Raw genomic sequence first — 22,545 nt, forward strand, 5'->3', positions numbered from 1 at the left:
TGTACGTTGCGAGCGGCTACGTCCCTGGATTTGTTCAACTAAGAATCAGCTGGAGTTTGAAACTCCAGCTGATTCAAGTTTTAACTTCATAAAACCGAGATTTTTTGCTTAATCCAATTTTTTCTTATATCAATTATTTTATATTCGGAAATATAAGGTATAAGAGGAGTGTAAACGTTTAGTGAAATATTGTAATATTATGGTATTTATTAGAATAAATTAAGCTTAAATTAGGGGTAAATTAGAAGGGGGTAAAGTTTTTATGAAAAAGTTATTAGCTTTGACGTTGACAGCGCTTATGTGTGCGTCCTTGTCTGCATGTGGAGGTGGAAGTAATGCTACTACATCCGGATCAGATTCTGCAGTAAAAGCAGGAGATACGGCATCCTATGCTAAGGCTCTTAAGGGGAAAAAGGTTGCAGTTGTTCGTAATCTTGCAGCAGGTGATCATACACAACAATTTTTAGATGGTTGTGTATCAGAGGGTAAGGCACTTGGATTTACAGTTGATACCTTTGTAACAGATGGTGATGATGCTAGAACACAGGAGGTTACTGCTCAATGTATCCAAAAAGGGTATGATGGACTAATAATTTCCCATGCTCAGTTATCTTATGCATATAACATGTTAAAACCTGATATAGATAAGGGCATAAAAGTAGTTACATTTGATAGTATGCCTCTTAAAGACGGTGACGCTAAAGGACAGTTACTTCAAGATATTACTTCAACAGCACAGGATGATAATGCGTTGGCAAGTTTATCACTTGGCTTTATGATGGAAGAGTTCGATATGAAAGTTCTAAAGACATTCATGGGTCCTGGAATTCCACCTTTAGATAGACGTAATGTTGTTTATACTAAGCTAGAACAAGAAGGTAAGATCAAAACTGTTGAAGTTATTGCTCCATCGGATACAGCAAACGTTCGTGGTGATATGACTAACAAGACAGCTGCTATTCTTCCTAAGTATTCAAAAGGATCTGTAGATGCTATCTGGGGTTGTTATGATGAACTTGCAAAAGGTGTATTACAGTCATTAAACGATGCTAAAAGAACGGACATCCCTATGTATACAATAGATATATCTAATGATGATATTCAGTTAATGCTTAAAAACAAAGATGTATGGAAATCTACAGCTGCAGTTGACCCTAAATTAATCGGTATTGTTGATACTAGACTTTTAGCTAAGAAATTTTTAAACTTAGAAACTCCAGAATACTTTAATTTAAAAGCAAATTTAGTTAAAACTTCACAATTATCCTCAGACATAAGCATGACAAATCTTATAACAGTTATTAATGGTTGGGGTGATGCTACTTCAAAAGAAGATTCACTTAATGAGCCTTGGATGGACGAAGTGAAAAAGATTAATGGCAAGTAATTTAGATAGTAACAATCATTATGTAATTATATGTGAGGGTGAAGCAAATGGATAAAATAAAACTAGAAATGAAAAATGTTTCAGTTGAATTTCCAGGGGTTAAAGCTTTATCTAACGTTGATTTCGACCTTGAAGGTGGAACAATTCAAGCGCTTATTGGTGCAAATGGCGCAGGCAAATCAACTTTAATGAAGGTTCTAGCAGGCGCCAACTCAAATTATATTGGTGAGATTTTTATAGATGGGGAATCGGTTGAAATCCGATCCCCTAAAGATGCAAAAAATCTTGGCATTGAGATTGTTTTTCAGGAGGTAGATACAGCTTTAATCCCTTATCTTTCTGTTGCAGAGAATGTTATGTTTGATTATCTTGTAAACAATATGGAAAAAAAACAACTAGTTAACTGGAATAACATACGGGCTGCAGCCAGTTCAATTCTAAAAAAATTAAATGTAGAACTTGATGTAAAACGATTAGCTTCAGATTTAACCTTGTCAGAAAAACAGATGGTGCTTATTGCTAGATGTGTAGTTGAAAAGTGCCGAGTACTGATTTTAGACGAGCCCACCGCTCCATTGTCTAATTCAGAAACAAAAGAGTTGTTTAGAATCGTTCGTCAACTAGCTAAAGAAGGTGTGTCTGTAGTATTTATATCCCATAGAATTAGTGAATTATTCGAAATATGTGATTCAATTACCATAATGCGTGATGGACAAGTTGTTACAAGTATGCCTATTAAGTCAGAATTAGAGCAGAGAAAAGTAGTTGAATTAATGCTTGGACAAAAAATGACGGATCAATATATAAAAAAGCAAGTTAACATTGGGCCTACATTACTAGAGGTTAAAGATCTTACAGAGGAAAATAATCTGGTTAAAAACATAAACTTAAGAATTAATCAGGTAGAAATAGTTGGAATAGCAGGGCTAGTGGGTGCTGGAAAAACTGAGCTCTGTAAAACCCTTTTTGGTGCCTTAAAGCAAAAGAGCGGTAATATAAAACTAAATGGCAAAAAACTTAAATATAAGGATCCCCATGGAGCAGTAAAATGCGGATTTGCTCTTGTTCCTGAAGAAAGACGAAAGGAAGGAGTACTAATTACTGACCCTGTATACTCCAATATTAGCATTGCATCCATAAAGAAATATACTAAAGCTTTTTCAATTGTAGATAAAAAGAAAGAAAAGAAGGATGCCCGTGTAATGATTGGTGATCTTGGAATTAAGACTCCATTAGAGGAGCAAGTAGTTGCATTATTGTCAGGAGGTAATCAGCAGAAGGTTGTACTTGGAAAATGGCTCAATTCTGAATCGGAAATCTATATTTTCGATGAGCCTACAAAAGGTATTGACGTTGGTGCAAAACGTGAAATGTATCAGCTAATTGAACGGCTGGCAGAGCAGGGGAAAGGCATATTATATGCATCCTGTGAGTTTCAGGAAATACTATCAATTGCAGACAGGGTGTATGTGATGTTTGATGGAGAGATTATTAAGGAATTGAACAGTATTGCAGATATCAATGAAGAAGAACTGTTATATTATTCAATGGGGGGAGAAGCAAGTGAAGGAACAAGTAGTTGATGGAAATAAGAAAAGTAAAGAATTAATGAAGTTTATTACCAAATGGGGAACTTTAATAACAATAGTGGTACTATTTATATTTTTTACCTTTGCCAATTGGAGTACCAGTAAAAATTCAAGTGTTTTCCTAACTAATGATAACATAATTACAATTATTAGAAGTATAGCAATTACAGCAATTATAGCAATTGGATTGACCTTTTCATTAACTGTCAAAGGGATGGACTTGTCAATTGGTGCTAATGCAAATTTTGCAGACTTTTTAGTTATGTCAATGTTTGTTTGGTATGGTATGAATATATTTTCATCTATTGTTCTTACTATAATAGTTTGTCTAGTTATTGGGTTAATAAATAGTTTTCTTATTGTAAAAATGAAGATACCAGATATGGTTGCAGCCTTATCTACAATGTTTATGTTTCAGGGTGTAGCAATGACATATTCTAATGGCGGTGCTATTACAGAACGCATGATGATGAAAAGTGGGCAGGCATCTGTAGGCTTAGTATCCCCTGCCTTTAGAAGTTTAGGTAAGGAACCATGGATTATAGTAATTATGATAGTTGTAGTTATATTTGCACATTTCTTTTTAAACTATACTAAGTATGGAAGATATATGTATGCCGTTGGAGGAAACCCAGAGGCAGCAAAGCTATCAGGTATCGCTGTTAATAAGTATAAAATATTTGCATATTTATTATCTGCAGGTTTTGCAGCCTTAGGAGGTATACTGATAGCTGCAAGAGTTGGTACCGCTCAGGTTAATGCTGGTGCTGCTTATCTAATGCCAGCGGTGGCAGCAGCATATATTGGCTTTTCTGTTGCTGGAGCAGGTAAACCAAATGCCTTTGGTACCTTGGCAGGAGCGGTACTGGTAGGTATGCTTGAAAATGGATTAATTATGATGTCTGTTCCATATTATGCGATAGATATTATAAAGGGTGCAGTGCTTGCAATAGCTTTAGCACTTACTTACGTTAATAAAAAGGATACTTAAAAAAGAAATCTTTATGATTTCTTTTATCTTAATTTATATAGAATCTTTTATCCGATGACTACCCGCTCTAATACTCCCATCTTCTCCAAAGTGAGAGTAAAGATCGGCTATGTCCCTGGATTCGTTCAACTAAGAATCAGATGGGGGTTAAATGCCTAAATGGCATTTAACGGGCAAAGCCCCGGGTCGTAGACGAAACCCCATCTGATTCAAGTTTCCACTTCATATACTTAAGAAAGGTAAGGTGATTGTTTATGTCTCGATTTGATACTTATTTTTTAATGAAAACTGAAGATGTTGAAGAATACGTTCAAGAGAAGATTCATTTTTTTGAAGATGATGTAAAACTGGAATCAAAAGAGATAGGCGACGGCAATTTAAATTATGTATTCAGAATAAAGGATACTAAATCTGGTAAGTCCATTATTGTGAAGCAAGCAGGAGAAGCTCTGAGGATATCAAAAGAGATGAAAGTATCTACTGATAGAGGTAGAATAGAGGCTAAAATATTGCAAACGCAAAATAAATATGCTCATGGACTTGTTCCCAAAGTATATCTTTACGATGGAGTAATGTGCGCCATTATTATGGAAGATATGATTGGACATACTATGATGCGTACTGGATTAATGAATCATGAAATATATCCAAAATTTGCAGAACATATAACAACTTTTATGGTAAATACTTTATTACCTACAACAGATGTAGTGATGAATCATAAGGAAAAAAAAGAATTAGTTAAACAATTTATCAACCCAGATCTTTGTGAAATTACAGAGGATTTAGTCTACAGCGAGCCATATATTGATTATAATCATAGAAATAATGTTTTTCCGCCAGTAGCAGATTTTGTTCAAAAGGAATTATATGAAGATAAACAACTTCACCTAGAAGTAGCAAAGTTGAAATTTGATTTCATGAATAATGCCCAAGCCTTAATTCATGGAGATTTACACACTGGTTCCATATTCATAAATAAAGAACATACTTTTATATTTGACCCTGAGTTTGCTTTTTATGGTCCTATTGGATATGATGTGGGCAATGTTATCGCCAATATGTTTTTTACCTGGTGTAATGGATATGCAACTATTGAAAATAAAGAAAAAAGAGAGAAGTTCTGCAATTGGGCTATTGACACCATAGAAGAAATTGTTGATAAATTTATAGCTAAATTCAAAGTGAAATTTAGAGAAAGTGCAGCGGATATAATGGCTAAAAGAGAAGGTTTTCTGGATTGGTATTTAGGTAATATTTTAGCTGACACAGCAGGAGTTGCAGGTCTTGAATCTATAAGAAGAACTGTGGGTATGGCTAATGTCAAGGATATTACAACAATTCTGGATCAAGACAAAAGAACTATGGTAGAAAAGATGGTAATTACTTTGGCTAAGAATTATATAATTAATAGAGAAAAATTCAATACTGGAGCTGACTATAGAAAAGCCATTAATGAAGTTATTGAACTATATTCGTAAATAGAAGACTTTTTGTCATAAGTAGTGTAAAAGAAAGGAAAAGAGAATATGGAAAGTAAAAAATTAATCATGAATTATGATACGGTAGCTTTAGATGATGAAAATAGTGCCTTAGTAATTATTGATCAAACAAAGCTTCCAGGTAAAATGGAGATATTAAGACTGACAAATCAAAAGGATATATGGGAAGCCATTTACTTTCTTAAGGTTAGAGGAGCACCTGCCATTGGTGTTGCTGCGGCTATAGGGGTATACTTGGCAGCTAAAGAAATTCAGGCAGATGATTTTGATGATTTTTATAAGCTGTTTGACCAGGCGAAAGATTACTTGGCTTCATCAAGACCAACAGCTGTTAATTTATTCTGGGCATTAAACCGTATGGATAGTGTTGTTAAAGCAAATAGGGGGAAATCTGTATCAGAAATCAAGGAGTTACTTCATAATGAAGCAATAGCTATAAGGAAAGAAGATATTTGGGTGTGTAAACAAATTGGAGAATTTGGGCTGACCCTTGTAAAACCGGGAGATGGTATTTTAACTCATTGCAATGCTGGACAATTAGCTACAGTTAAATATGGAACAGCAACTGCACCTATGTATTTAGGCCATGAAAGAGGTTATAACTTCAAAATTTTTGCTGATGAGACAAGACCTCTTCTTCAGGGAGCTAGATTGACTGCTTTTGAGTTATTTGAATCTGGGCTTGATGTTACATTAATCTGCGATAATATGTCAGCTACAGTAATGAAAAATGGTTGGGTTAAGGCTATATTTGTAGGGTGTGATCGTGTAGCTGCTAATGGTGATGCGGCCAATAAAATCGGAACTTCTGTAGTGGCTATTGTGGCAAAAAGATACAATATACCTTTTTATATTTGTGCGCCTACCTCTACTATTGATATGAGTACTAAGACAGGTGCTGATATCAAAATAGAGCAGAGACCGGCGGAAGAAGTTACAGAAATGTGGTATAAAGAACGAATGTCTCCAGAGGGAATTAAAGTTTTCAATCCAGCCTTTGATGTTACTGATAATGATTTGATTTCAGGGATTGTAACAGAGTACGGGATAGCTCGAGCTCCATATACAGAAACATTAAAAGATATATTTCAAAAGAAAGAAAAATTCAAAGATAGCTTCTAAATAGGAAAATCATAACGAAAATGTAGTAATGATTTCCATAGAAAACACGATAAAAATACTAGGGGTGAAAAAAGAAAGGGGGGAAGAGTATGTATATTAGTAATATGGTAAAGGTGTACAGTTATTATTCAAGGTTATGGAACAATAATGGATCCACATCAAATGTTCCTATGGTTAATTCAATAAATCAGGTTGTAAAAAGTGGATATAGCAATACTGAAAGCAGCAGTTCAACTGCAAACAATATGAGTAGGTTAACTTCTGCATTGACTTTGAAAAAAGATGCAGAAGACTTAGTAAATAGTGCAAAAAAAATTACTAATAACACAAATAGCGGAACTTTTGCACAAAAATCTGCTTCCTCAGAAGACAGTACTAAAGTTACAGCCACTGCTGAAAATGGTGTTTATAACACTGTTTATCAAATTAAGGTAGATCAAATAGCCACAGCACAAGTAAACACTGGTGGTGCAGTAGATAAAAACCAGATAAGTTCAGTACAAGCAGGAACCAATACAATTACAATTGCAGCCGCTGGTAAGTCTAAGGATATAAGCTTTTCAGTAACTGCAGGAGACAGTAATGAAGCAGTATTGAATAAAATGGCAAAGGCAATCAATGATTCGCAGGCTGGAGTAAAAGCAGTAGTAGTAAAAAACAGTTCTAATAATAATATTAACCTACAACTTACTTCAGATAAAACTGGTACAAATAATATTTTTTCCATTACTGATAAAACTGGAAATGCAGTAGCAAGTACAGGAATAGACAATATTAGTTCAAAGGCAGTAGATGCTAAATATGAGATAAATAATGTTTCCTACACTGCTAATAGCAATGATGTAACTACAGATAGAGGTAGGGTAACCTTTACTCTAAAGAATTCAACAACGGAGGCAGTTAAAGTAACAGTAAAACAAGACAGCAGCAAAATCGCAGAGGATATAAATGATTTTGTGGAAAGTTATAATAACCTTATTGAAGCTACTAATAGTAACGGTATGAATAATAGTAATGCACTAAAAGGAATAACTTCACTTATTGATAGAAATAAAAGTAGCTTAGAGAAAATGGGTATTACTATAAATGAAGACCATACTCTTTCTGTAGATAACAAGAAACTTAACGATAAAATAGAAAATGATATAAAGACAGTAAAAGATACCTTTAATGGATATCAAAGAGTAGCAGTAAAGATTGAATATTATTCAGATTCAATTGCAAGGAATCCATTTACAGCAGCTGGAGTTAATATCCTAGATGTCTATAATAAAAGCTTAATAGCATCCTATAGTTATATAAATGAAGGTTCAATACTAAACTTATATCGTTAAAAACTCAATAAAAAATACAATTATACAGTTGTCTCACTTTGTTTGTTAACACCCCTTAAAAAACTACAAACAAAGTGAGCTTAAAAATAGCCCAAGAAAGTGTTTAGGTTATCAAAAATACAGTGTTAACTAAATAGGAGGAAATAATTATGGAAGAAACAAGTCAGGGATTATCAAAAGAACAAAGTGAGATAATGGCAAGATTAGATAAAGCATTACAAGAATTTAAAGGAAAACAAGTTTTAATAAACACTAGTAATGATATAATTACAAATCAATTATATAGGAATCTTGATTACAAACTCTTTCAAAATTGTGAAAAAGAAACTTTACTAGATTTTCAAGACGAAGATAGTGAAGAAAACCCTATAATTTGTATAAAATCAGATGACATTCATCATATTACAATTAATCATAGTGCTGATGAGCATTATGTTGAGGCTATAAAAATCGAACTTAAAAAAGAGTTTAATATCAGATTAGAATTGCAGCGTTAGAGGTTATCGATATCACCTCAATGTAACGTATAGATCACTAAGCTTTTATCTGATGACGTACCTGCTCCGATACTGGATTCGTTCAACTAAGGATCAGGTGGGGGTTGAAACCCTATCTGATTCAAGTTTTCACTTCATTTATTATTTTTGATTCAAGGTATGTTATAATGTACAATATATGTTATAATGTATATATTGTAAAAATGGCAATGTTAAGAAAGGTTGATATAAATTGAAGAATCCAACATACAATATAGGTTCAGTTTTGAAAAGGGTGAGATTTGAAAGAGGATTGACTTTAGAAGAGACATCTAATCTAACTGGAGTAAGCAAAGCGATGCTTGGTCAAATTGAAAGAGGTGAATCAAATCCTACAATATCAGTATTATGGAAGATTTCTACGGGGTTACGGATCTCTTTTTCAGAGCTCTTAGGCAGTGAAAGTACTGATTACGAAGCGGTATCAATAGATGATATAGAACCGGTATACGAATCCGATGGCAAGATGGTATTATATGATGTGTTTCCCTTCAATCCAATGTTAGGCTTTGAATATTTTTATATTAAACTGCTTCCAGGTGCTGAACATGTTTCTACACCTCATCAAAGTTCAGTAGAAGAATACATTGTAGTAACAGAAGGCACTTTAAAGCTCACTGTGGATGAACAGACCTTTGAGCTTACTGCTCCATCAGCATTGAGGTTTAAACCAAATAAGAATCACACTTACAGCAATCCATATGATACTGAAGTTATATTTCAAAATATAATTAAATATTAGAATTTTAACCTGACTAACTTGGTGTAAGTCTCTCACTTTATATGAAACTCCTCTTCCTAACGTCAGAGGAGTAAGCGATTCACACAAAATCATAGATTTTGGTTCTCTGCTTAAGTGGGAGTTCAACGCCAAGTAAGCCATGCATTCGCAGCTCTAAAATTCAGATGGGGTAAAAGAATCCCCATCTGAATTAAGATCTTGCTTCAATCCAGAGTGTTAAATAGAGAATTAGGGTTGAAAGTTAGCTTACATAAACAATAGGTTAACTTCTGGGTTAGTTCTCTATAAAAATATATTCTGGATTAATTTTAAAAACTCAATATGTTATAACGCACAAAGTATGTCATAAAATAAATACATAAAGGTGAAAGGAGATAACTATGATTACAGAAAGAATTGAATTTGCAAGACAGAACTATATCAATGCAAAGCCTGCAATTTCCTATGAAAGAGCAAGAATTTGGACAGAGTCACACAAAAAAACAGAAGGGGAATCAGTTGTTATAAGAAGGGCCAAGGCATTTAAAGATACTTGTGAACAGATTGAAGTTACTATTTTCGAAGGAGAACTTATTGTTGGTGCCATTGGTGAATTTAGAAAATGCGGTATCTTAACTCCTGAGTTCTCATGGACTTGGGTAGATAGAGAAATGGATAACTTCGATAAAAGAGTCCAAGATCCATATGTTATGACAGATGAACAAAGGGAATTCGTTAGAAAAAATATATTCCCATATTGGAAAGGAAAATCCTTAGAAGAAGCATTTTTAGCACAACTACCTAAAGAAACTGCAAAAGTTGCAGTAGATACGGGCTTCGTTGATAATGATTCAAAATGGAGACAGGCTGTTGGTGAAATAACACCGGATTATCAAGATGTTCTATTTAAAAAAGGTTTTGGTGGTATTATTAATGAGGCAAAAGAAAATATCTCCAAGCTTTCTCTTACTTCAGCAGAAGATATGAAAAAGAAGGGTTTTTACGATTCTATAATAATTACTTCTGAAGGAATCATTATACTTGCAAATAGATATGCTGCAAAAGCTAGAGAAATGGCTGCTATAGAAAGTGATTCTACAAGAAAACATGAACTTTTAAAAATAGCTGACATATGTAGTAGAATACCAGAAAATCCTCCGGTCACTTTTTATGAGGCCATTCAATTTGTTTGGTTTACACAGGTTGGTGGAATAATATCTGAAAATCCACTGGCACTCAATGTTGGAAGATTTGACCAGTTTATGTATCCATTCTATAAATCTGATATAGATAAAGGAATAATGACAAAGGATCAAGTTCAAGAGCTTATTGAAGCACTTTGGATAAAATTATCTGAGTGGGTTTGGACAATCTCTGCAAATACTGCTGAATTCTTTGCAGGATACAATCAATTTCAGAATCTGACAGTAGGAGGCAAAACAAGAGAAGGAAAGGATGCTATCAATGATCTCTCTTATATGTGTTTAAAAGCTACTGAAAGAGTGAAAACTCACCAACCAGGACTAAGCGTTAGAATTCATCAAGATTGCCCTAGTAGTTTTTTAGATGGGGTTACCCATTTAGTAAGTAAAGGTACTGGATTTCCGGCAATCCATAATGATGCGGCAGGTTATCAAATGCTTATAAATGCAGGCTATGAACCAGAAGATGCTAGAGATTGGAATAACTGTGGCTGTGTAGTGCCTCATTTCCGTAAAACTGGTGAATGGACCTCAGCGGTAAACATAAACTTTACTGCAGCTTTAGAATTTGCACTAAATGAAGGTAAAAGCAGGATTAATGGCGAGAAAATAGGTTTGGACGAAAAAAATCCAAGTAGCTTTCAATCCTATGAAGAAGTTGAAAAAGCTTTCTACAAACAATTTGATAATTTAATTGAACACTCAATTATAGCTACCTTATTAGCGCAAAAACTCCATAAGGAAATGGTTCCAAGACCATTCCTATCTTCTTGTATAGAAGAGTGCATGATAAAAGGTAAAGACTTAGTTGATGCCGGTGCAAAATATAATATAGGACCTGTACTTACAGGAATAGGTCTTGCAGTTACATCTAACTCACTAGCCGCAATCAAGAAACTTGTTTTTGAAGATAAAATTGCAACAATGGATACTATGATAAAGGCACTTGATGCAAACTGGGAAGGTTATGAGGAACTAAGGCAATTAGCTGCTGCAGTGCCAAAGTATGGCAATGATATTGAATATGTTGATGATATTGCTATAAATATGGCAAATCACTATTATAAAGAAGTGCACAAATATAAAGACATAAACGGTAATAGTTTTACTACAGCATTTATGGGGATTTCTAACTACTTGCCTACAGGAAAAGTTGTTGGAGCAACTCCCTGCGGTAGAAAAGCTAAAGAGCCATTATCTGAAGGGGTATCACCATTTGCAGGATCAGATACTTCTACACCACTAGCAGCCATGCGTTCAGCGGCAAAGCTTAACCAGGATGTGCATTCTGGTGGAACATTATTAAACTTAAGATTAAATGAAGACTTAGTAAATACGAAGAGAGGGCAAAGCAACTTAGGTTCTATGATTCAATCCTTCTTTTCCCTAGGAGCCTTTCATGTTCAGTTTAATACCATATCTACTGAAACATTGCGTAAAGCTCAAAGTAATCCTGAAGATTACAAAGATTTATTAGTTAGAGTTGCTGGCTACAGTACACAGTTTGTTAATCTATCAAGATCAATGCAGGATGCAATCATTGCAAGAACAGAGCATAAAAACTATTAATATAGGGCTGTTGCACTTACAGATAAACATGGCAGACACTTAACTTATACTTCGGTACATGTTGCCAAACTTCAGCACGATAAAAACCTTTAATTATTCTAAAGCTCAGCATTTGGCAAAATCTAAGAACTATTGATAAACTCGTACCTCGGACATATCAATAGTTCTAAGATTTTCCCCAATACTGAGCTAAGAATAATAAAAAAGTTTTTATATGTGCCTTCAGTTTTGGCAACATGTACCTGCGCATAAGTTAAGTGTCCGATGTTCTTATCTATGTAGTGCAACAGTCCTAATATTTAATTCAAAGGTAGGAGGAAAGTTTATGAATAACATAAGTGGATATTTTTTGGAACCGCAGAATTTTTCAGTTAATGATGGACAGGGAATTAGAACGATTATTTTTTTTGCTGGTTGTCCATTAGAATGTAAATGGTGTTCTAATCCAGAAAGTTGTACAAGTTTTAATAAGATTGCATACTATGAAAAAACATGTATAAAATGTCAAAGGTGTGTGCGGGTGTGTCCATATGAAATAGGAAGAAGTTTAAATGATGTTCTCCAGCGAAAAAAGTGCATATCCTGTGGACTTTGTGCAGAGGCTTGCCCAACCAATAGCAGAAAAAACTTAATTTATCAGTATAATAGTGAACAAATATTAAATATAATAGAAAAACAGAGGATATTTTATAGATATTCTGGTGGTGGTGTTACTTTTTCTGGAGGGGAAGCAACTCTGCAGGAGGATATGCTGAGAGAACTTGTAAATAAGCTTTATGATAAAGCAATAGATTTAGCTATTGAAACTTCCGGTTACTTTGAATTTGAGGAAGTAAAAGATATATTGGAAAAATTAAATTTAATATTTATAGATGTAAAACATATGGACGACAGTAAACATAGACTTTATACAGGTGTCAGCAATGAAAAGATATTAAACAACATATCAAGGCTTAAAGAATTGAAAATACCTGTAGTGGTTCGCGTACCAGTAATTGACGGTGTAAATGGGGATATAGAGAATATTAGAAGGACTGCTGAATTTGTTAAAGCTAATGTAGATCAACCTAAAATAGAGCTATTACCATTTCACTCTTTTGGCGATAGCAAGTATGAAGCTCTTGGTTTGGAAAAGCCATCAAGACAATATAAAACTCCAAGTAAGGAATACTTAAGGGAGTTAAGCAAAATAGTTGAAGATGAAGGTGTAGAGGTAGTGAGTTTTAAATAAAACAATATATTAACAGTGATCTTCTTTATAGTAATAAATGTCCTCTATTGAATGGCAAAATGATGTTATAAGTACATACTACATAGGATTTTGTAAATAATATTATTGTTTATTATTAGAATATAATTAAAAAGCCATAAGAAAGTAGGTAGTTATTATGAACATACAGTATGTACAAGGAGAGTGTATTTTCACCAGAATTAATAAATTGATTAAGCAGTATGAGTATTTAACTGATGATATCGATACAGATGTAATAATAGTAGGTGGCGGAGTAACTGGAGCGATACTAGGATACTATTTTACGAAAAATAATATTAATGCTGTAATCCTAGAAAAATCAAGAATAGCTCATGGCAGTACCAGCATAACAACTTCCCTGCTTCAGTATGAGCTTGACAGTAAAGCAATGGAATTAAAGGAATATACCTCTATAGAGAATGTTATAAGATCATATCAGCTAGGAATAAAAGCTCTGGATGAGATTGGAGAATTCATAAATGAGTATGGGAATACCTGTGACTTTGAAAGAACAGATAGTCTTCTTTACACAGCTAAAAATATAGAAAAGAAGGAAATTGAGGAAGAGTATAAGATTAGAAAAGAAGCTGGATTTCCTGTAGAACTTATTGATGAACAAAATAATCCCTTTTCCTTTGATGTAAAGGCTGGAGTATTAAGCAAGGGTGGTGGAGCTAAGCTAGATCCTTATAGATTTACTCATGCTTTGCTTGAGGTAAGCAGTAAGAAAGGGTTAAGGATATATGAAAACACAGAAGTTATTGGTGTTAGGTATAGTGAAAGTGGTGTTACTGTAGAAACTGTATATGGCCATAAAGTAAAGGGCAAAATTATTATGGTGGCTACCGGATATAACACTAAGCTCTTTACCGAAAGGGCCTTTGGAACAAAAGCTACAGCTTTTAATGTTGCAACCAAGCCTATTAGCAATATAGATAGTATCTATAAACAGGTAGTAATTAGAGATAATGAAAAACCATACAATTATTTTAGAACAACTAGTGACAACAGAATAATAATTGGTGGAGAGGATATAAACTTTCTTCCAGATATATTCAATGAAGAATTATGCAGTAAACAGTATGATAAATTAGAGCAAAGACTTAAAAATTTGTTCCAAAGTCTAAATATAGAGATAGAATATAGATATTGCGGAGCTTTTGCATCTACTCAAGATAACTTGGGTTTTCTAGGAAAGGACCCAAATAATCAAAAATTATGGTACTGTTTAGGGTATGGAGCAAATGGTATTCTATTTGCTGTACTAGGAGGAATGATGCTCAGCAAACTATACTTTGGAGAAGAACAGGAAGATTTAGAGCTTTTTAAAATAGATAGGTTTGATAAATAATAGGATGCCAGCGAAAGAAATAATGTATTAATTTAAAGATAACTTTTAAGGGAGTATGGATGCTAATTATTTTCCGTCATACTGATTTAAAGTAAAAGACAAATAGTCCCCCCAATTATACTCAATTGGGGATCTTGCTATACTTTGATTTTCTCTATAAGCTTAATAAAATCTTCTTCATTTTTCTTTTGTAGGTATACATCTAATAATGCTTTTGTGGACATATTATTGTAGCCCTTACAGCCATTATCTAATATTTCCGTTAAGATATTAATAAAGGTTTCATTGCTTTTATCAACATCCTTCAACATCCTGTGGGCCAAGTCTTTGGTGAGTTCTGCTCTTATAGATTCCCTAAGCTTTTCAGTGTATTTTTTCATATATTCCTGAACATCTTCTGGGTAATTTGAAAAATCCCCCGAAAGTATATCTTCAAATTTAAACATAAATTCACTTCCATTAAGTTATTTTTTTATAAGTTTTATTATTAAGTTATAATAACATCTATTATTATAACTTAATAATAATATTTTTAAAATATATTATTACTAATATAAATAAATCATAAAATTGCAATAATACATTTATAAGATGATAGATATGAAGAGGAGTGATTTTATGGCACAAAATTATAAAAAGCCCAGCAAAGAAGAATTAATGGAAAAGCTTGATGAACTGCAGTATAAGGTTACACAAGAAAATGCAACGGAAAGGCCTTTTAATAACACTTACAATAGTCATTTTCAAAAAGGTATATATGTTGATATTGTTTCTGGTGAACCTTTATTTGCCTCTACTCATAAGTTTAATTCTGGATGTGGATGGCCAGCATTTTCAAAGCCTATAAGCAGAGAGTTTATAAAGGAAAAAGCTGATTTTAGTCATAATATGCATAGAATTGAAGTTAGAAGCAAGCATGCTGATTCTCATCTTGGTCACGTCTTTAATGATGGTCCTATAGAAGAAGGAGGATTAAGATATTGTATCAACTCTGCCGCGTTAAGATTTATTCCCCTTGAAAAAATGAAAGAAGAAGGATATGAGGAATACATTTCTTTAGTAGATGACAATAGTAGTAGCCATAATAAATAGCATATCGTAGAAAAATTATGCCTTTTACTACATTTGAAGGTAGTAAATTAAGAAATGATTCTGTTAAAAATATTGATCAAAGGTGAAGCTATATGAATTTCAGAGATATTGAGCATTACTACAGTAATCTGTTAAGGCTTCCACTTAAGGAAAGCTACAGTAAGGATGAATTGTTGACTAAAGATTTCTTAATAGAAAAGCAAGAGAACATGGAGATATACTATTGTACACACAATGAATATATAAATCCAAATGCAAAGATTTTTATTATAGGCATAACTCCTGGCTTTCAGCAAATGAATAGATCGATAGTAATAGCCAGAAAGTGCTTAGAAGAAAATATACCGCTAAGTGAGATTCCCTACATTTGCAAACATGAGGTCAGGTTTTATGGAATCCTTAGAAGAAACATAACAGATATGTTAGATCAACTGGAGTTAAATAAAGTACTTGGTATAGAAAAGTGTATGGAGCTTTTTGAAGATAAGGATTATTTAATCCATACTACATCATTAATTCCCCACGCTGTTTTTGTAGACGGTAAAAATTATAATGGGCACAGTCCTAAAATATTAAAGAGTAAGCTATTACTAAAATACATAGATAAATACTTTTATCCTCAAATAGAATCACTTAATAAAGCACTAATTGTTCCCTTAGGCAAATCCATAGAGGAAATACTGATTAGGTTTATTAATTTAGGTATTATCGAGGAAAATCAGTGTCTGATTGGATTTCCTCATCCCTCTGGGCCAATGGTCATAGAAGGAATCAGTTTGATAGAAACAAGGAAGCATTGACGCAAAAGGTTAGGGCCTTTTTCCTATTTTAAGATAAATTAAGGATTTAGAGCAGTATTTTTAAATGATAAAATATTAAATAGCTATTAGTCTTCGTTTCGAATTCTAATAGTTTTTATTTTGTTATTATACAGGATATTTAAAGAAATTATAGAATTATAATCATATGCAAAATTCATAAGTGATTTTACAGCAGTAGATTTCGTCCTATATGATTTAGGAGAGTATCCTGGAGTAATTGGTTATAAAGGCAAAAAGGTAAAAGGCGAACTATATGCAATAGATATCAATACGTTAAAGAGGCTAGATGTGCTTGAGGAGGAAGGAGATCTATATATAAGAAAACTAGTTAAAGTGGTAAATTGTAATAATGAAATTCAAGAGGCCTATATTTATGTATATAACGAGGATACTTCAAAAAATATAAAAGCCAGTCTTGAAAATCAACCTTGGAGAGGCTAGCATAGTGCAGTGATATAGTTATATAAGATACTTTAAAAGATAGGAATCTATCGTATAATATAAATAGTATAAATAAAGTTAAATTTCTAGATTTTTAAGGAGTAAAAAAATGAAGGTAGTATTTGAATTCAAGGACATAAATGGTGAGGTACTTACAGAGAATAATATAGAAAAGGAGTTAACTAACGATGAAATTCTTGTAATACTTAACACAAAAGAAGTAACTTACCCGGTGAATAATTCATTTTTATTCACACCTAAACATTGTATAGTTGAAAATTCTACATATGATATGTTTACTGAGCCTTACAAGTTAATAATAACCCTTAGAGAAAAGGTATAGTAATAAATCTTTTAATGTAAGAAAGGATGATATTATGGATTTTTTAGAACTAGCTAAGAAAAGATACTCAGTGCGTAAATATGGTATCCAAAAGGTAGAGGAGGAAAAGCTTCTTAGAATTCTTGAAGCAGGAAGAATGGCGCCAACTGCAGTAAACTTTCAGCCCCAAAGACTAATCGTTGTGCAGGAAGAAGAGGGAATGAACAAACTTAAAAAATGTTCAACCAATACTTTTGGAGCGCCTCTTGTAATAATCGTTTGCGCTGATCATGATGCCACCTGGAAGAGAAGACAAGATAACAAAGATGTAGTTGATATAGATGCAAGTATAGTAACTACATATATGATGCTTCAAGCTACAGAGTTAGGCCTTGGCTCAGTATGGGTATGCTCCTTTGATCCAAGTCTGGTAAAAAAAGAGTTTAACCTTCCAGACAGTGTAGAAGCTATAAATATATTAGTTATAGGTTACGCTGCAGATGAAGCTGGAGCAAATCTAAGTAAGAACAGAAAGCCTTTGAGTGAATTAGTTCATTATGAAACATATTAAATACAAGTGTGTATATAAAAAGAATTTGATATATAGGGAGGTGTGAATAAATATGGCGAATGAAGAATTTCAACTACTTGATAGATCTATTTCAGATATTATAAAAGCTAGAACATCTGTCAGAACCTATAAAAAGGAGCCTATCACAAAAGAAATAGAAGAAAAATTAAGAAATTTTTATACTAATATAGAGGGGCCTTTTAACTCAAAAGTAAGATTTAAATTGTTTAACAGCAATGAGATGTCCCATGACTCAAGTATAAAGTTAGGCACTTATGGTGTTATAAAAGGAACTTCATTTTTTATAGCTGCTGCAGTAGAAAAGGCAGATAAAAACATGGAAGAGCTAGGATATGAACTTGAAAAGCTAGTATTATACTGTACTTCTCTAGGAATTGGAACCTGTTGGCTGGGAGGAACCTTTAAAAAAGGGGAATTTGCCAAAGCAATAGATCTTAAGGAAAATGAGCTGCTTCCAATAGTAACTCCTATTGGATATGCTAGTGAAAGTAGGAGTATAGTTGATTCTATATTTAGATTTGCTTCAGGTTCAAAAAATAGAAAACCATGGGATGAAATTTTCTACTATGGAAGTTTTGGTAAGCCTTTATCGATGGAAGAGGCAGGTGAGTATTCAGCTGCTCTAGAAATGGTACGACTTGCTCCATCAGCTTCTAATAAACAACCCTGGAGAATAATAAAAAATAACGCTGATTTTCATTTTTACTTGCATCGCACAAAGGGATATGGAGCCTCTTTAGGATATGATATACAAAAAATAGATATGGGGATTGCAATGTGTCATTTTGAGTTAACGGCTAAAGAGGCTATGTTAAAAGGTGAGTGGCAGTTTGATAAGTCATTGGCTGCAAATAGTACTAGTGATATAGAGTATATAATAAGTTGGAAGAGATAAGATAAGAAAAGAGTTGTAGAGAATTAGCTTTAACAATTTAAAAGCCATGAACATACTAGTTAAGTAGCAGCATAGCCTTTAATGTAAAAAATATAATTAAAAAGCTCAAAAGCCAATGCTTGAAAAACTAAGCATTGGCTTTAAAATTTCTAAATAAAAATCCAAAATATCGATACTCTGATTTTGACACCTATCTCTCGATAGGTAGATATCCTCACAGATGCTTCAATTGCCTTCAATGCCGTAAAAGGACTTACAAGAAAGTACATTTCTTCATCATAAATATTAGACTCCCGAAGCTTAAATGTAGGTTCAAAATAAGAGCTTAGCGAGTATTTCAGAAATATGGTCTATGTATATCGTGCACCCTCTGTTGGCAGTACTCTACTGGCGTTACAGATCAAGTTAGCTCAAACCAGGTTAATCCACGGCACTCAGAAGTGATCACTTACCGCTGCTTCCTTCCGGATCTGACGGAGTTCATGAGTTTCTGCCGCATGGGACCCAATTCTCAATACCACTTTGATCAGGCAGACCCAACAGACTAAAGCCGATAGAGGGAATTCAACCCTGCTGTAGCGGATTGCAGGTTACAGGGCACCGCTAGCTCCCCATCTAGCACGAATTCTATCTTTAAATTAGTTATTCGCTTGCTGTGAGACTATAATAACATAATAAAAGTTCTTGTACAAGGTATATATGACCAGTAATTTTAGTATGAAATTTATAATATTCCTAAAAAGGTATTATAAATACGAGTGTTCTAATTTTTACATATATTTTTCTAGCAAGTACATACTATTATGGATAGATGAAATACCATCAATAATATACTAAGTTGACAAAGTCAATATTATTTAAATTGAAAATAAAGTAAACAAAAAAATAAAAATATCTAAATAATGAAGTGAAACTTGAATCAGATGGAGTTTCAAACCCCACTTAATTCTTAATTGAACGAGAGACGTAGCCGCTCGGAACGTACACTTTGAAGAAAAGCGATTCACACAAAATCTATGATTTTGTGTGAATCGCTTTTACAGAGTGCGTATGGGAGTATTAGAGCGGATAGTCATCGGATAAAAATAAAACTGCTATGTACAATAACACTTATAATTGTCATAATCAGTCTGTTTTGTCTGAGGTTACATCTCTATATAGGTTCTGACCCATAGTAGAAATTTTTATTTCCTGCTTGTATATAGTAAACTAAGTCTGGTGTGTCTTCATGTGAATTATTGAGTATGTACAAGTATAATAACATAATAATAGGGTATTATATGATTAAAGTGGTATATTAATAATTTTTGATATCTGTACACATGGTAAGATACTACTTGTCGCTTCGAGAGGTGACAAACACAAACAACAGTGGTTGATCAATATGGATATATAATGACGCGGGGTGGAGCAGTTGGTAGCTCGTCGGGCTCATAACCCGAAGGTCGTAGGTTCAAGTCCTGCCTCCGCAACCAAAAATATTGACAACGAATAAGTTTGTTTGATATTATGTGTAAGCTGTTAAGAACATCGTATAATAATGTAGTATGGTGTGAGTAATTTGGTAACAAATTACTAGTTGACGAGCTGAGACAAGGATGGTAAGATATAAATCCATATCAAATCAGCGATAACTTAGTGAGATAAAATTGGTAATAAATTACTAGTTGACAAGCTAAGATGAAAATGATAAGATATAAATCCGGTCGCAAACAAGCGACATGATCCTTGAAAATTAAACAGAGGTTAGAAAGTCTAAATGACTTTATTAAATAAACTAAACCAGCAATTCTTTAACTACTATAATATAGTAGTGAGTAAAAATGTAATGAGCATTCAAACTTTTAAATTGAGAGTTTGATCCTGGCTCAGGACGAACGCTGGCGGCGTGCCTAACACATGCAAGTCGAGCGATGAAGCCCTTCGGGGTGGATTAGCGGCGGACGGGTGAGTAACACGTGGGTAACCTGCCTCAAAGAGGGGGATAGCCTCCCGAAAGGGAGATTAATACCGCATAACATTAGTTTTTCGCATGAAGGACTAATTAAAGGAGTAATCCGCTTTGAGATGGACCCGCGGCGCATTAGCTAGTTGGTGAGGTAAAGGCTCACCAAGGCGACGATGCGTAGCCGACCTGAGAGGGTGATCGGCCACATTGGAACTGAGACACGGTCCAGACTCCTACGGGAGGCAGCAGTGGGGAATATTGCACAATGGGCGAAAGCCTGATGCAGCAACGCCGCGTGAGTGATGAAGGCCTTCGGGTTGTAAAGCTCTGTCTTTTGGGACGATAATGACGGTACCAAAGGAGGAAGCCACGGCTAACTACGTGCCAGCAGCCGCGGTAATACGTAGGTGGCGAGCGTTGTCCGGATTTACTGGGCGTAAAGGATGCGTAGGCGGATATTTAAGTGAGATGTGAAATACCCGAGCTTAACTTGGGTGCTGCATTTCAAACTGGATATCTAGAGTGCGGGAGAGGAGAATGGAATTCCTAGTGTAGCGGTGAAATGCGTAGAGATTAGGAAGAACACCAGTGGCGAAGGCGATTCTCTGGACCGTAACTAACGCTGAGGCATGAAAGCGTGGGTAGCAAACAGGATTAGATACCCTGGTAGTCCACGCCGTAAACGATGAGTACTAGGTGTAGGAGGGTCCAACCTTCTGTGCCGCAGTTAACACAATAAGTACTCCGCCTGGGAAGTACGATCGCAAGATTAAAACTCAAAGGAATTGACGGGGGCCCGCACAAGCAGCGGAGCATGTGGTTTAATTCGAAGCAACGCGAAGAACCTTACCTGGACTTGACATCCCCTGAATAGTGCAGAGATGCATGAAGCCCTTCGGGGCAGGGAGACAGGTGGTGCATGGTTGTCGTCAGCTCGTGTCGTGAGATGTTAGGTTAAGTCCTGCAACGAGCGCAACCCCTATCATTAGTTGCTACCATTAAGTTGAGCACTCTAGTGAGACTGCCCGGGTTAACCGGGAGGAAGGTGGGGATGACGTCAAATCATCATGCCCCTTATGTCCAGGGCTACACACGTGCTACAATGGTAGGTACAGAGAGATGCAAGACCGCGAGGTGGAGCAAAACTCAAAAACCTATCCCAGTTCGGATTGTAGGCTGCAACTCGCCTACATGAAGTCGGAGTTGCTAGTAATCGCGAATCAGAATGTCGCGGTGAATACGTTCCCGGGCCTTGTACACACCGCCCGTCACACCATGAGAGCTGGCAACACCCGAAGTCCGTGAGGTAACCTGTAAAGGGGCTAGCGGCCGAAGGTGGGGTTAGTGATTGGGGTGAAGTCGTAACAAGGTAGCCGTAGGAGAACCTGCGGCTGGATCACCTCCTTTCTAAGGATAATACAGGCAGGTAATGCTGTCTGAAAGACTGGTTTAGCCTCTGTTTAATCTTGAGGGGTTAAAATCCTAAATGGATTTTAACGGGTAATTTAGCCGAATGCTTTCGGCGTTAAGAATTACCCCGGAGATACTTACGTTAAGTACTATCTCATTATGGGGAATAAATTACTCGTCATAAATACCTCAATTGTTCTTTGAAAATTGCACAGTGAAGAAACGTTAAACAACGCAATTGTTTAACAAAAATAAAAGTAAAGCTAAAGGTAAATTACTTATACGAAAGTATATTTAACACCTTTGTAACTTTAAAGATTGAAACTAGAAAATTGGTAGAAGCAAGCAGTTCAAGGAAAGGCTTGAGCGAGGAGCGGAGTTTACTTATGGTAAATGAGCACCGCAGCGAAAGACTTGACGAAGAAGTGCGAAGTTAATAGCAATTTTCGGTATAGGTCAAGCTACAAA

General features: G+C 34.7%; 17 protein-coding genes, 1 tRNA gene, 1 rRNA gene, 1 other RNA gene and 1 pseudogene. 19 read left to right on the top strand and 2 right to left on the bottom strand.

Going from position 1 to position 22,545, the window contains the following annotated elements; translation table 11 throughout:
* Window positions 1-262 precede the first annotated feature (262 nt).
* From CLMAG_RS27310 to CLMAG_RS27360, 11 genes are all read left to right on the top strand, one after another.
* Complete coding sequence (locus tag CLMAG_RS27310; RefSeq protein ID WP_066630289.1) at window positions 263-1,387, top strand: sugar ABC transporter substrate-binding protein; 1,125 nt, start codon at window positions 263-265, stop codon at window positions 1,385-1,387.
* Window positions 1,388-1,434: 47 nt separating this feature from the next.
* The gene (locus CLMAG_RS27315; RefSeq protein ID WP_066630291.1) at window positions 1,435-2,970 is read left to right on the top strand and encodes a sugar ABC transporter ATP-binding protein; all 1,536 of its coding nucleotides are present in this window, start codon (window positions 1,435-1,437) and stop codon (window positions 2,968-2,970) included.
* Window positions 2,951-3,967: an ABC transporter permease gene (locus CLMAG_RS27320; protein WP_242873151.1), complete on the top strand. Its 1,017-nt coding sequence runs from the start codon at window positions 2,951-2,953 to the stop codon at window positions 3,965-3,967. The genes CLMAG_RS27315 and CLMAG_RS27320 overlap by 20 nt, the downstream gene beginning before the upstream one ends.
* 254 nt (window positions 3,968-4,221) lie before the next feature.
* The gene (gene mtnK, locus CLMAG_RS27325; RefSeq protein WP_066630295.1) at window positions 4,222-5,448 is read left to right on the top strand and encodes an S-methyl-5-thioribose kinase; all 1,227 of its coding nucleotides are present in this window, start codon (window positions 4,222-4,224) and stop codon (window positions 5,446-5,448) included.
* Window positions 5,449-5,496: 48 nt separating this feature from the next.
* The gene (gene mtnA / locus CLMAG_RS27330; protein WP_066630297.1) at window positions 5,497-6,591 is read left to right on the top strand and encodes an S-methyl-5-thioribose-1-phosphate isomerase; all 1,095 of its coding nucleotides are present in this window, start codon (window positions 5,497-5,499) and stop codon (window positions 6,589-6,591) included.
* A gap of 89 nt (window positions 6,592-6,680) precedes the next feature.
* The gene (gene fliD / locus CLMAG_RS27335; RefSeq protein WP_066630299.1) at window positions 6,681-7,925 is read left to right on the top strand and encodes a flagellar filament capping protein FliD; all 1,245 of its coding nucleotides are present in this window, start codon (window positions 6,681-6,683) and stop codon (window positions 7,923-7,925) included.
* A gap of 149 nt (window positions 7,926-8,074) precedes the next feature.
* Complete coding sequence (locus tag CLMAG_RS27340) at window positions 8,075-8,422, top strand: hypothetical protein (protein WP_066630301.1); 348 nt, start codon at window positions 8,075-8,077, stop codon at window positions 8,420-8,422.
* 232 nt (window positions 8,423-8,654) lie between these two features.
* The gene (locus tag CLMAG_RS27345) at window positions 8,655-9,203 is read left to right on the top strand and encodes a helix-turn-helix domain-containing protein (RefSeq protein WP_066630303.1); all 549 of its coding nucleotides are present in this window, start codon (window positions 8,655-8,657) and stop codon (window positions 9,201-9,203) included.
* A gap of 380 nt (window positions 9,204-9,583) precedes the next feature.
* The gene (locus tag CLMAG_RS27350; RefSeq protein WP_066630305.1) at window positions 9,584-11,953 is read left to right on the top strand and encodes a glycyl radical protein; all 2,370 of its coding nucleotides are present in this window, start codon (window positions 9,584-9,586) and stop codon (window positions 11,951-11,953) included.
* 325 nt (window positions 11,954-12,278) lie between these two features.
* Entirely contained in the window at window positions 12,279-13,184 is a 906-nt protein-coding gene (locus CLMAG_RS27355) for a glycyl-radical enzyme activating protein (protein ID WP_066630306.1), read from the top strand.
* Window positions 13,185-13,341: 157 nt separating this feature from the next.
* Window positions 13,342-14,556: an NAD(P)/FAD-dependent oxidoreductase gene (locus CLMAG_RS27360; RefSeq protein ID WP_066630307.1), complete on the top strand. Its 1,215-nt coding sequence runs from the start codon at window positions 13,342-13,344 to the stop codon at window positions 14,554-14,556.
* Window positions 14,557-14,693: 137 nt separating this feature from the next.
* Here the strand turns inward: CLMAG_RS27360 and CLMAG_RS27365 are convergent, their stop codons facing one another.
* Window positions 14,694-15,002, bottom strand: coding sequence for a hypothetical protein (locus tag CLMAG_RS27365; protein ID WP_066630308.1), 309 nt, complete (start codon window positions 15,000-15,002; stop codon window positions 14,694-14,696).
* Between the two features lie 172 nt (window positions 15,003-15,174).
* Between CLMAG_RS27365 and msrB the strand changes: the two genes are divergently transcribed.
* From msrB to CLMAG_RS27390, 6 genes and pseudogenes are all read left to right on the top strand, one after another.
* A complete protein-coding gene (gene msrB / locus CLMAG_RS27370) occupies window positions 15,175-15,648 on the top strand; it encodes a peptide-methionine (R)-S-oxide reductase MsrB (protein WP_066630309.1) in 474 nt (157 codons plus the stop codon).
* A gap of 92 nt (window positions 15,649-15,740) precedes the next feature.
* Window positions 15,741-16,480 (top strand): annotated as a pseudogene (locus CLMAG_RS27375) (uracil-DNA glycosylase family protein).
* A gap of 145 nt (window positions 16,481-16,625) precedes the next feature.
* Window positions 16,626-16,910 carry a gamma-glutamylcyclotransferase family protein gene (locus CLMAG_RS31195; protein WP_082832115.1) on the top strand — a complete coding sequence of 95 codons (285 nt, stop codon included), beginning with the start codon at window positions 16,626-16,628 and terminating at the stop codon, window positions 16,908-16,910.
* Between the two features lie 109 nt (window positions 16,911-17,019).
* Entirely contained in the window at window positions 17,020-17,253 is a 234-nt protein-coding gene (locus tag CLMAG_RS27380) for a hypothetical protein (RefSeq protein WP_066630311.1), read from the top strand.
* A gap of 34 nt (window positions 17,254-17,287) precedes the next feature.
* Window positions 17,288-17,803 (top strand): nitroreductase family protein, encoded by a 516-nt coding sequence (locus CLMAG_RS27385; protein ID WP_066630313.1) that lies wholly within the window; start codon window positions 17,288-17,290, stop codon window positions 17,801-17,803.
* A gap of 52 nt (window positions 17,804-17,855) precedes the next feature.
* Entirely contained in the window at window positions 17,856-18,719 is an 864-nt protein-coding gene (locus tag CLMAG_RS27390) for a nitroreductase family protein (protein WP_066630315.1), read from the top strand.
* A 359-nt stretch (window positions 18,720-19,078) separates the two neighbouring features.
* Here CLMAG_RS27390 and ffs read toward each other — a convergent pair.
* An RNA gene (gene ffs / locus CLMAG_RS27395) (signal recognition particle sRNA large type) lies at window positions 19,079-19,343 on the bottom strand.
* Window positions 19,344-20,118: 775 nt separating this feature from the next.
* Between ffs and CLMAG_RS27400 the strand changes: the two genes are divergently transcribed.
* A tRNA-Met gene (locus tag CLMAG_RS27400) sits at window positions 20,119-20,194 on the top strand.
* Window positions 20,195-20,564: 370 nt separating this feature from the next.
* Window positions 20,565-22,074: ribosomal RNA gene (locus CLMAG_RS27405) — 16S ribosomal RNA — on the top strand.
* Window positions 22,075-22,545: the final 471 nt, after the last annotated feature.

This window comes from Clostridium magnum DSM 2767 (assembly GCF_001623875.1).
GTDB lineage: Bacteria > Bacillota > Clostridia > Clostridiales > Clostridiaceae > Clostridium_AM > Clostridium_AM magnum.

Bases quoted from the DNA above. Each gene is read 5' to 3' on its own strand.
- CLMAG_RS27310 (WP_066630289.1), top strand. From the start codon at position 263: ATGAAAAAGTTATTAGCTTTGACGTTGACAGCGCTTATGTGTGCGTCC.
- CLMAG_RS27315 (WP_066630291.1), top strand. From the start codon at position 1,435: ATGGATAAAATAAAACTAGAAATGAAAAATGTTTCAGTTGAATTTCCA.
- mtnK (WP_066630295.1), top strand. From the start codon at position 4,222: ATGTCTCGATTTGATACTTATTTTTTAATGAAAACTGAAGATGTTGAA.
- mtnA (WP_066630297.1), top strand. From the start codon at position 5,497: ATGGAAAGTAAAAAATTAATCATGAATTATGATACGGTAGCTTTAGAT.
- fliD (WP_066630299.1), top strand. From the start codon at position 6,681: ATGTATATTAGTAATATGGTAAAGGTGTACAGTTATTATTCAAGGTTA.
- CLMAG_RS27340 (WP_066630301.1), top strand. From the start codon at position 8,075: ATGGAAGAAACAAGTCAGGGATTATCAAAAGAACAAAGTGAGATAATG.
- CLMAG_RS27350 (WP_066630305.1), top strand. From the start codon at position 9,584: ATGATTACAGAAAGAATTGAATTTGCAAGACAGAACTATATCAATGCA.
- CLMAG_RS27355 (WP_066630306.1), top strand. From the start codon at position 12,279: ATGAATAACATAAGTGGATATTTTTTGGAACCGCAGAATTTTTCAGTT.
- CLMAG_RS27360 (WP_066630307.1), top strand. From the start codon at position 13,342: ATGAACATACAGTATGTACAAGGAGAGTGTATTTTCACCAGAATTAAT.
- CLMAG_RS27365 (WP_066630308.1), bottom strand. From the start codon at position 15,002: ATGTTTAAATTTGAAGATATACTTTCGGGGGATTTTTCAAATTACCCA.
- msrB (WP_066630309.1), top strand. From the start codon at position 15,175: ATGGCACAAAATTATAAAAAGCCCAGCAAAGAAGAATTAATGGAAAAG.
- CLMAG_RS27380 (WP_066630311.1), top strand. From the start codon at position 17,020: ATGAAGGTAGTATTTGAATTCAAGGACATAAATGGTGAGGTACTTACA.
- CLMAG_RS27385 (WP_066630313.1), top strand. From the start codon at position 17,288: ATGGATTTTTTAGAACTAGCTAAGAAAAGATACTCAGTGCGTAAATAT.
- CLMAG_RS27390 (WP_066630315.1), top strand. From the start codon at position 17,856: ATGGCGAATGAAGAATTTCAACTACTTGATAGATCTATTTCAGATATT.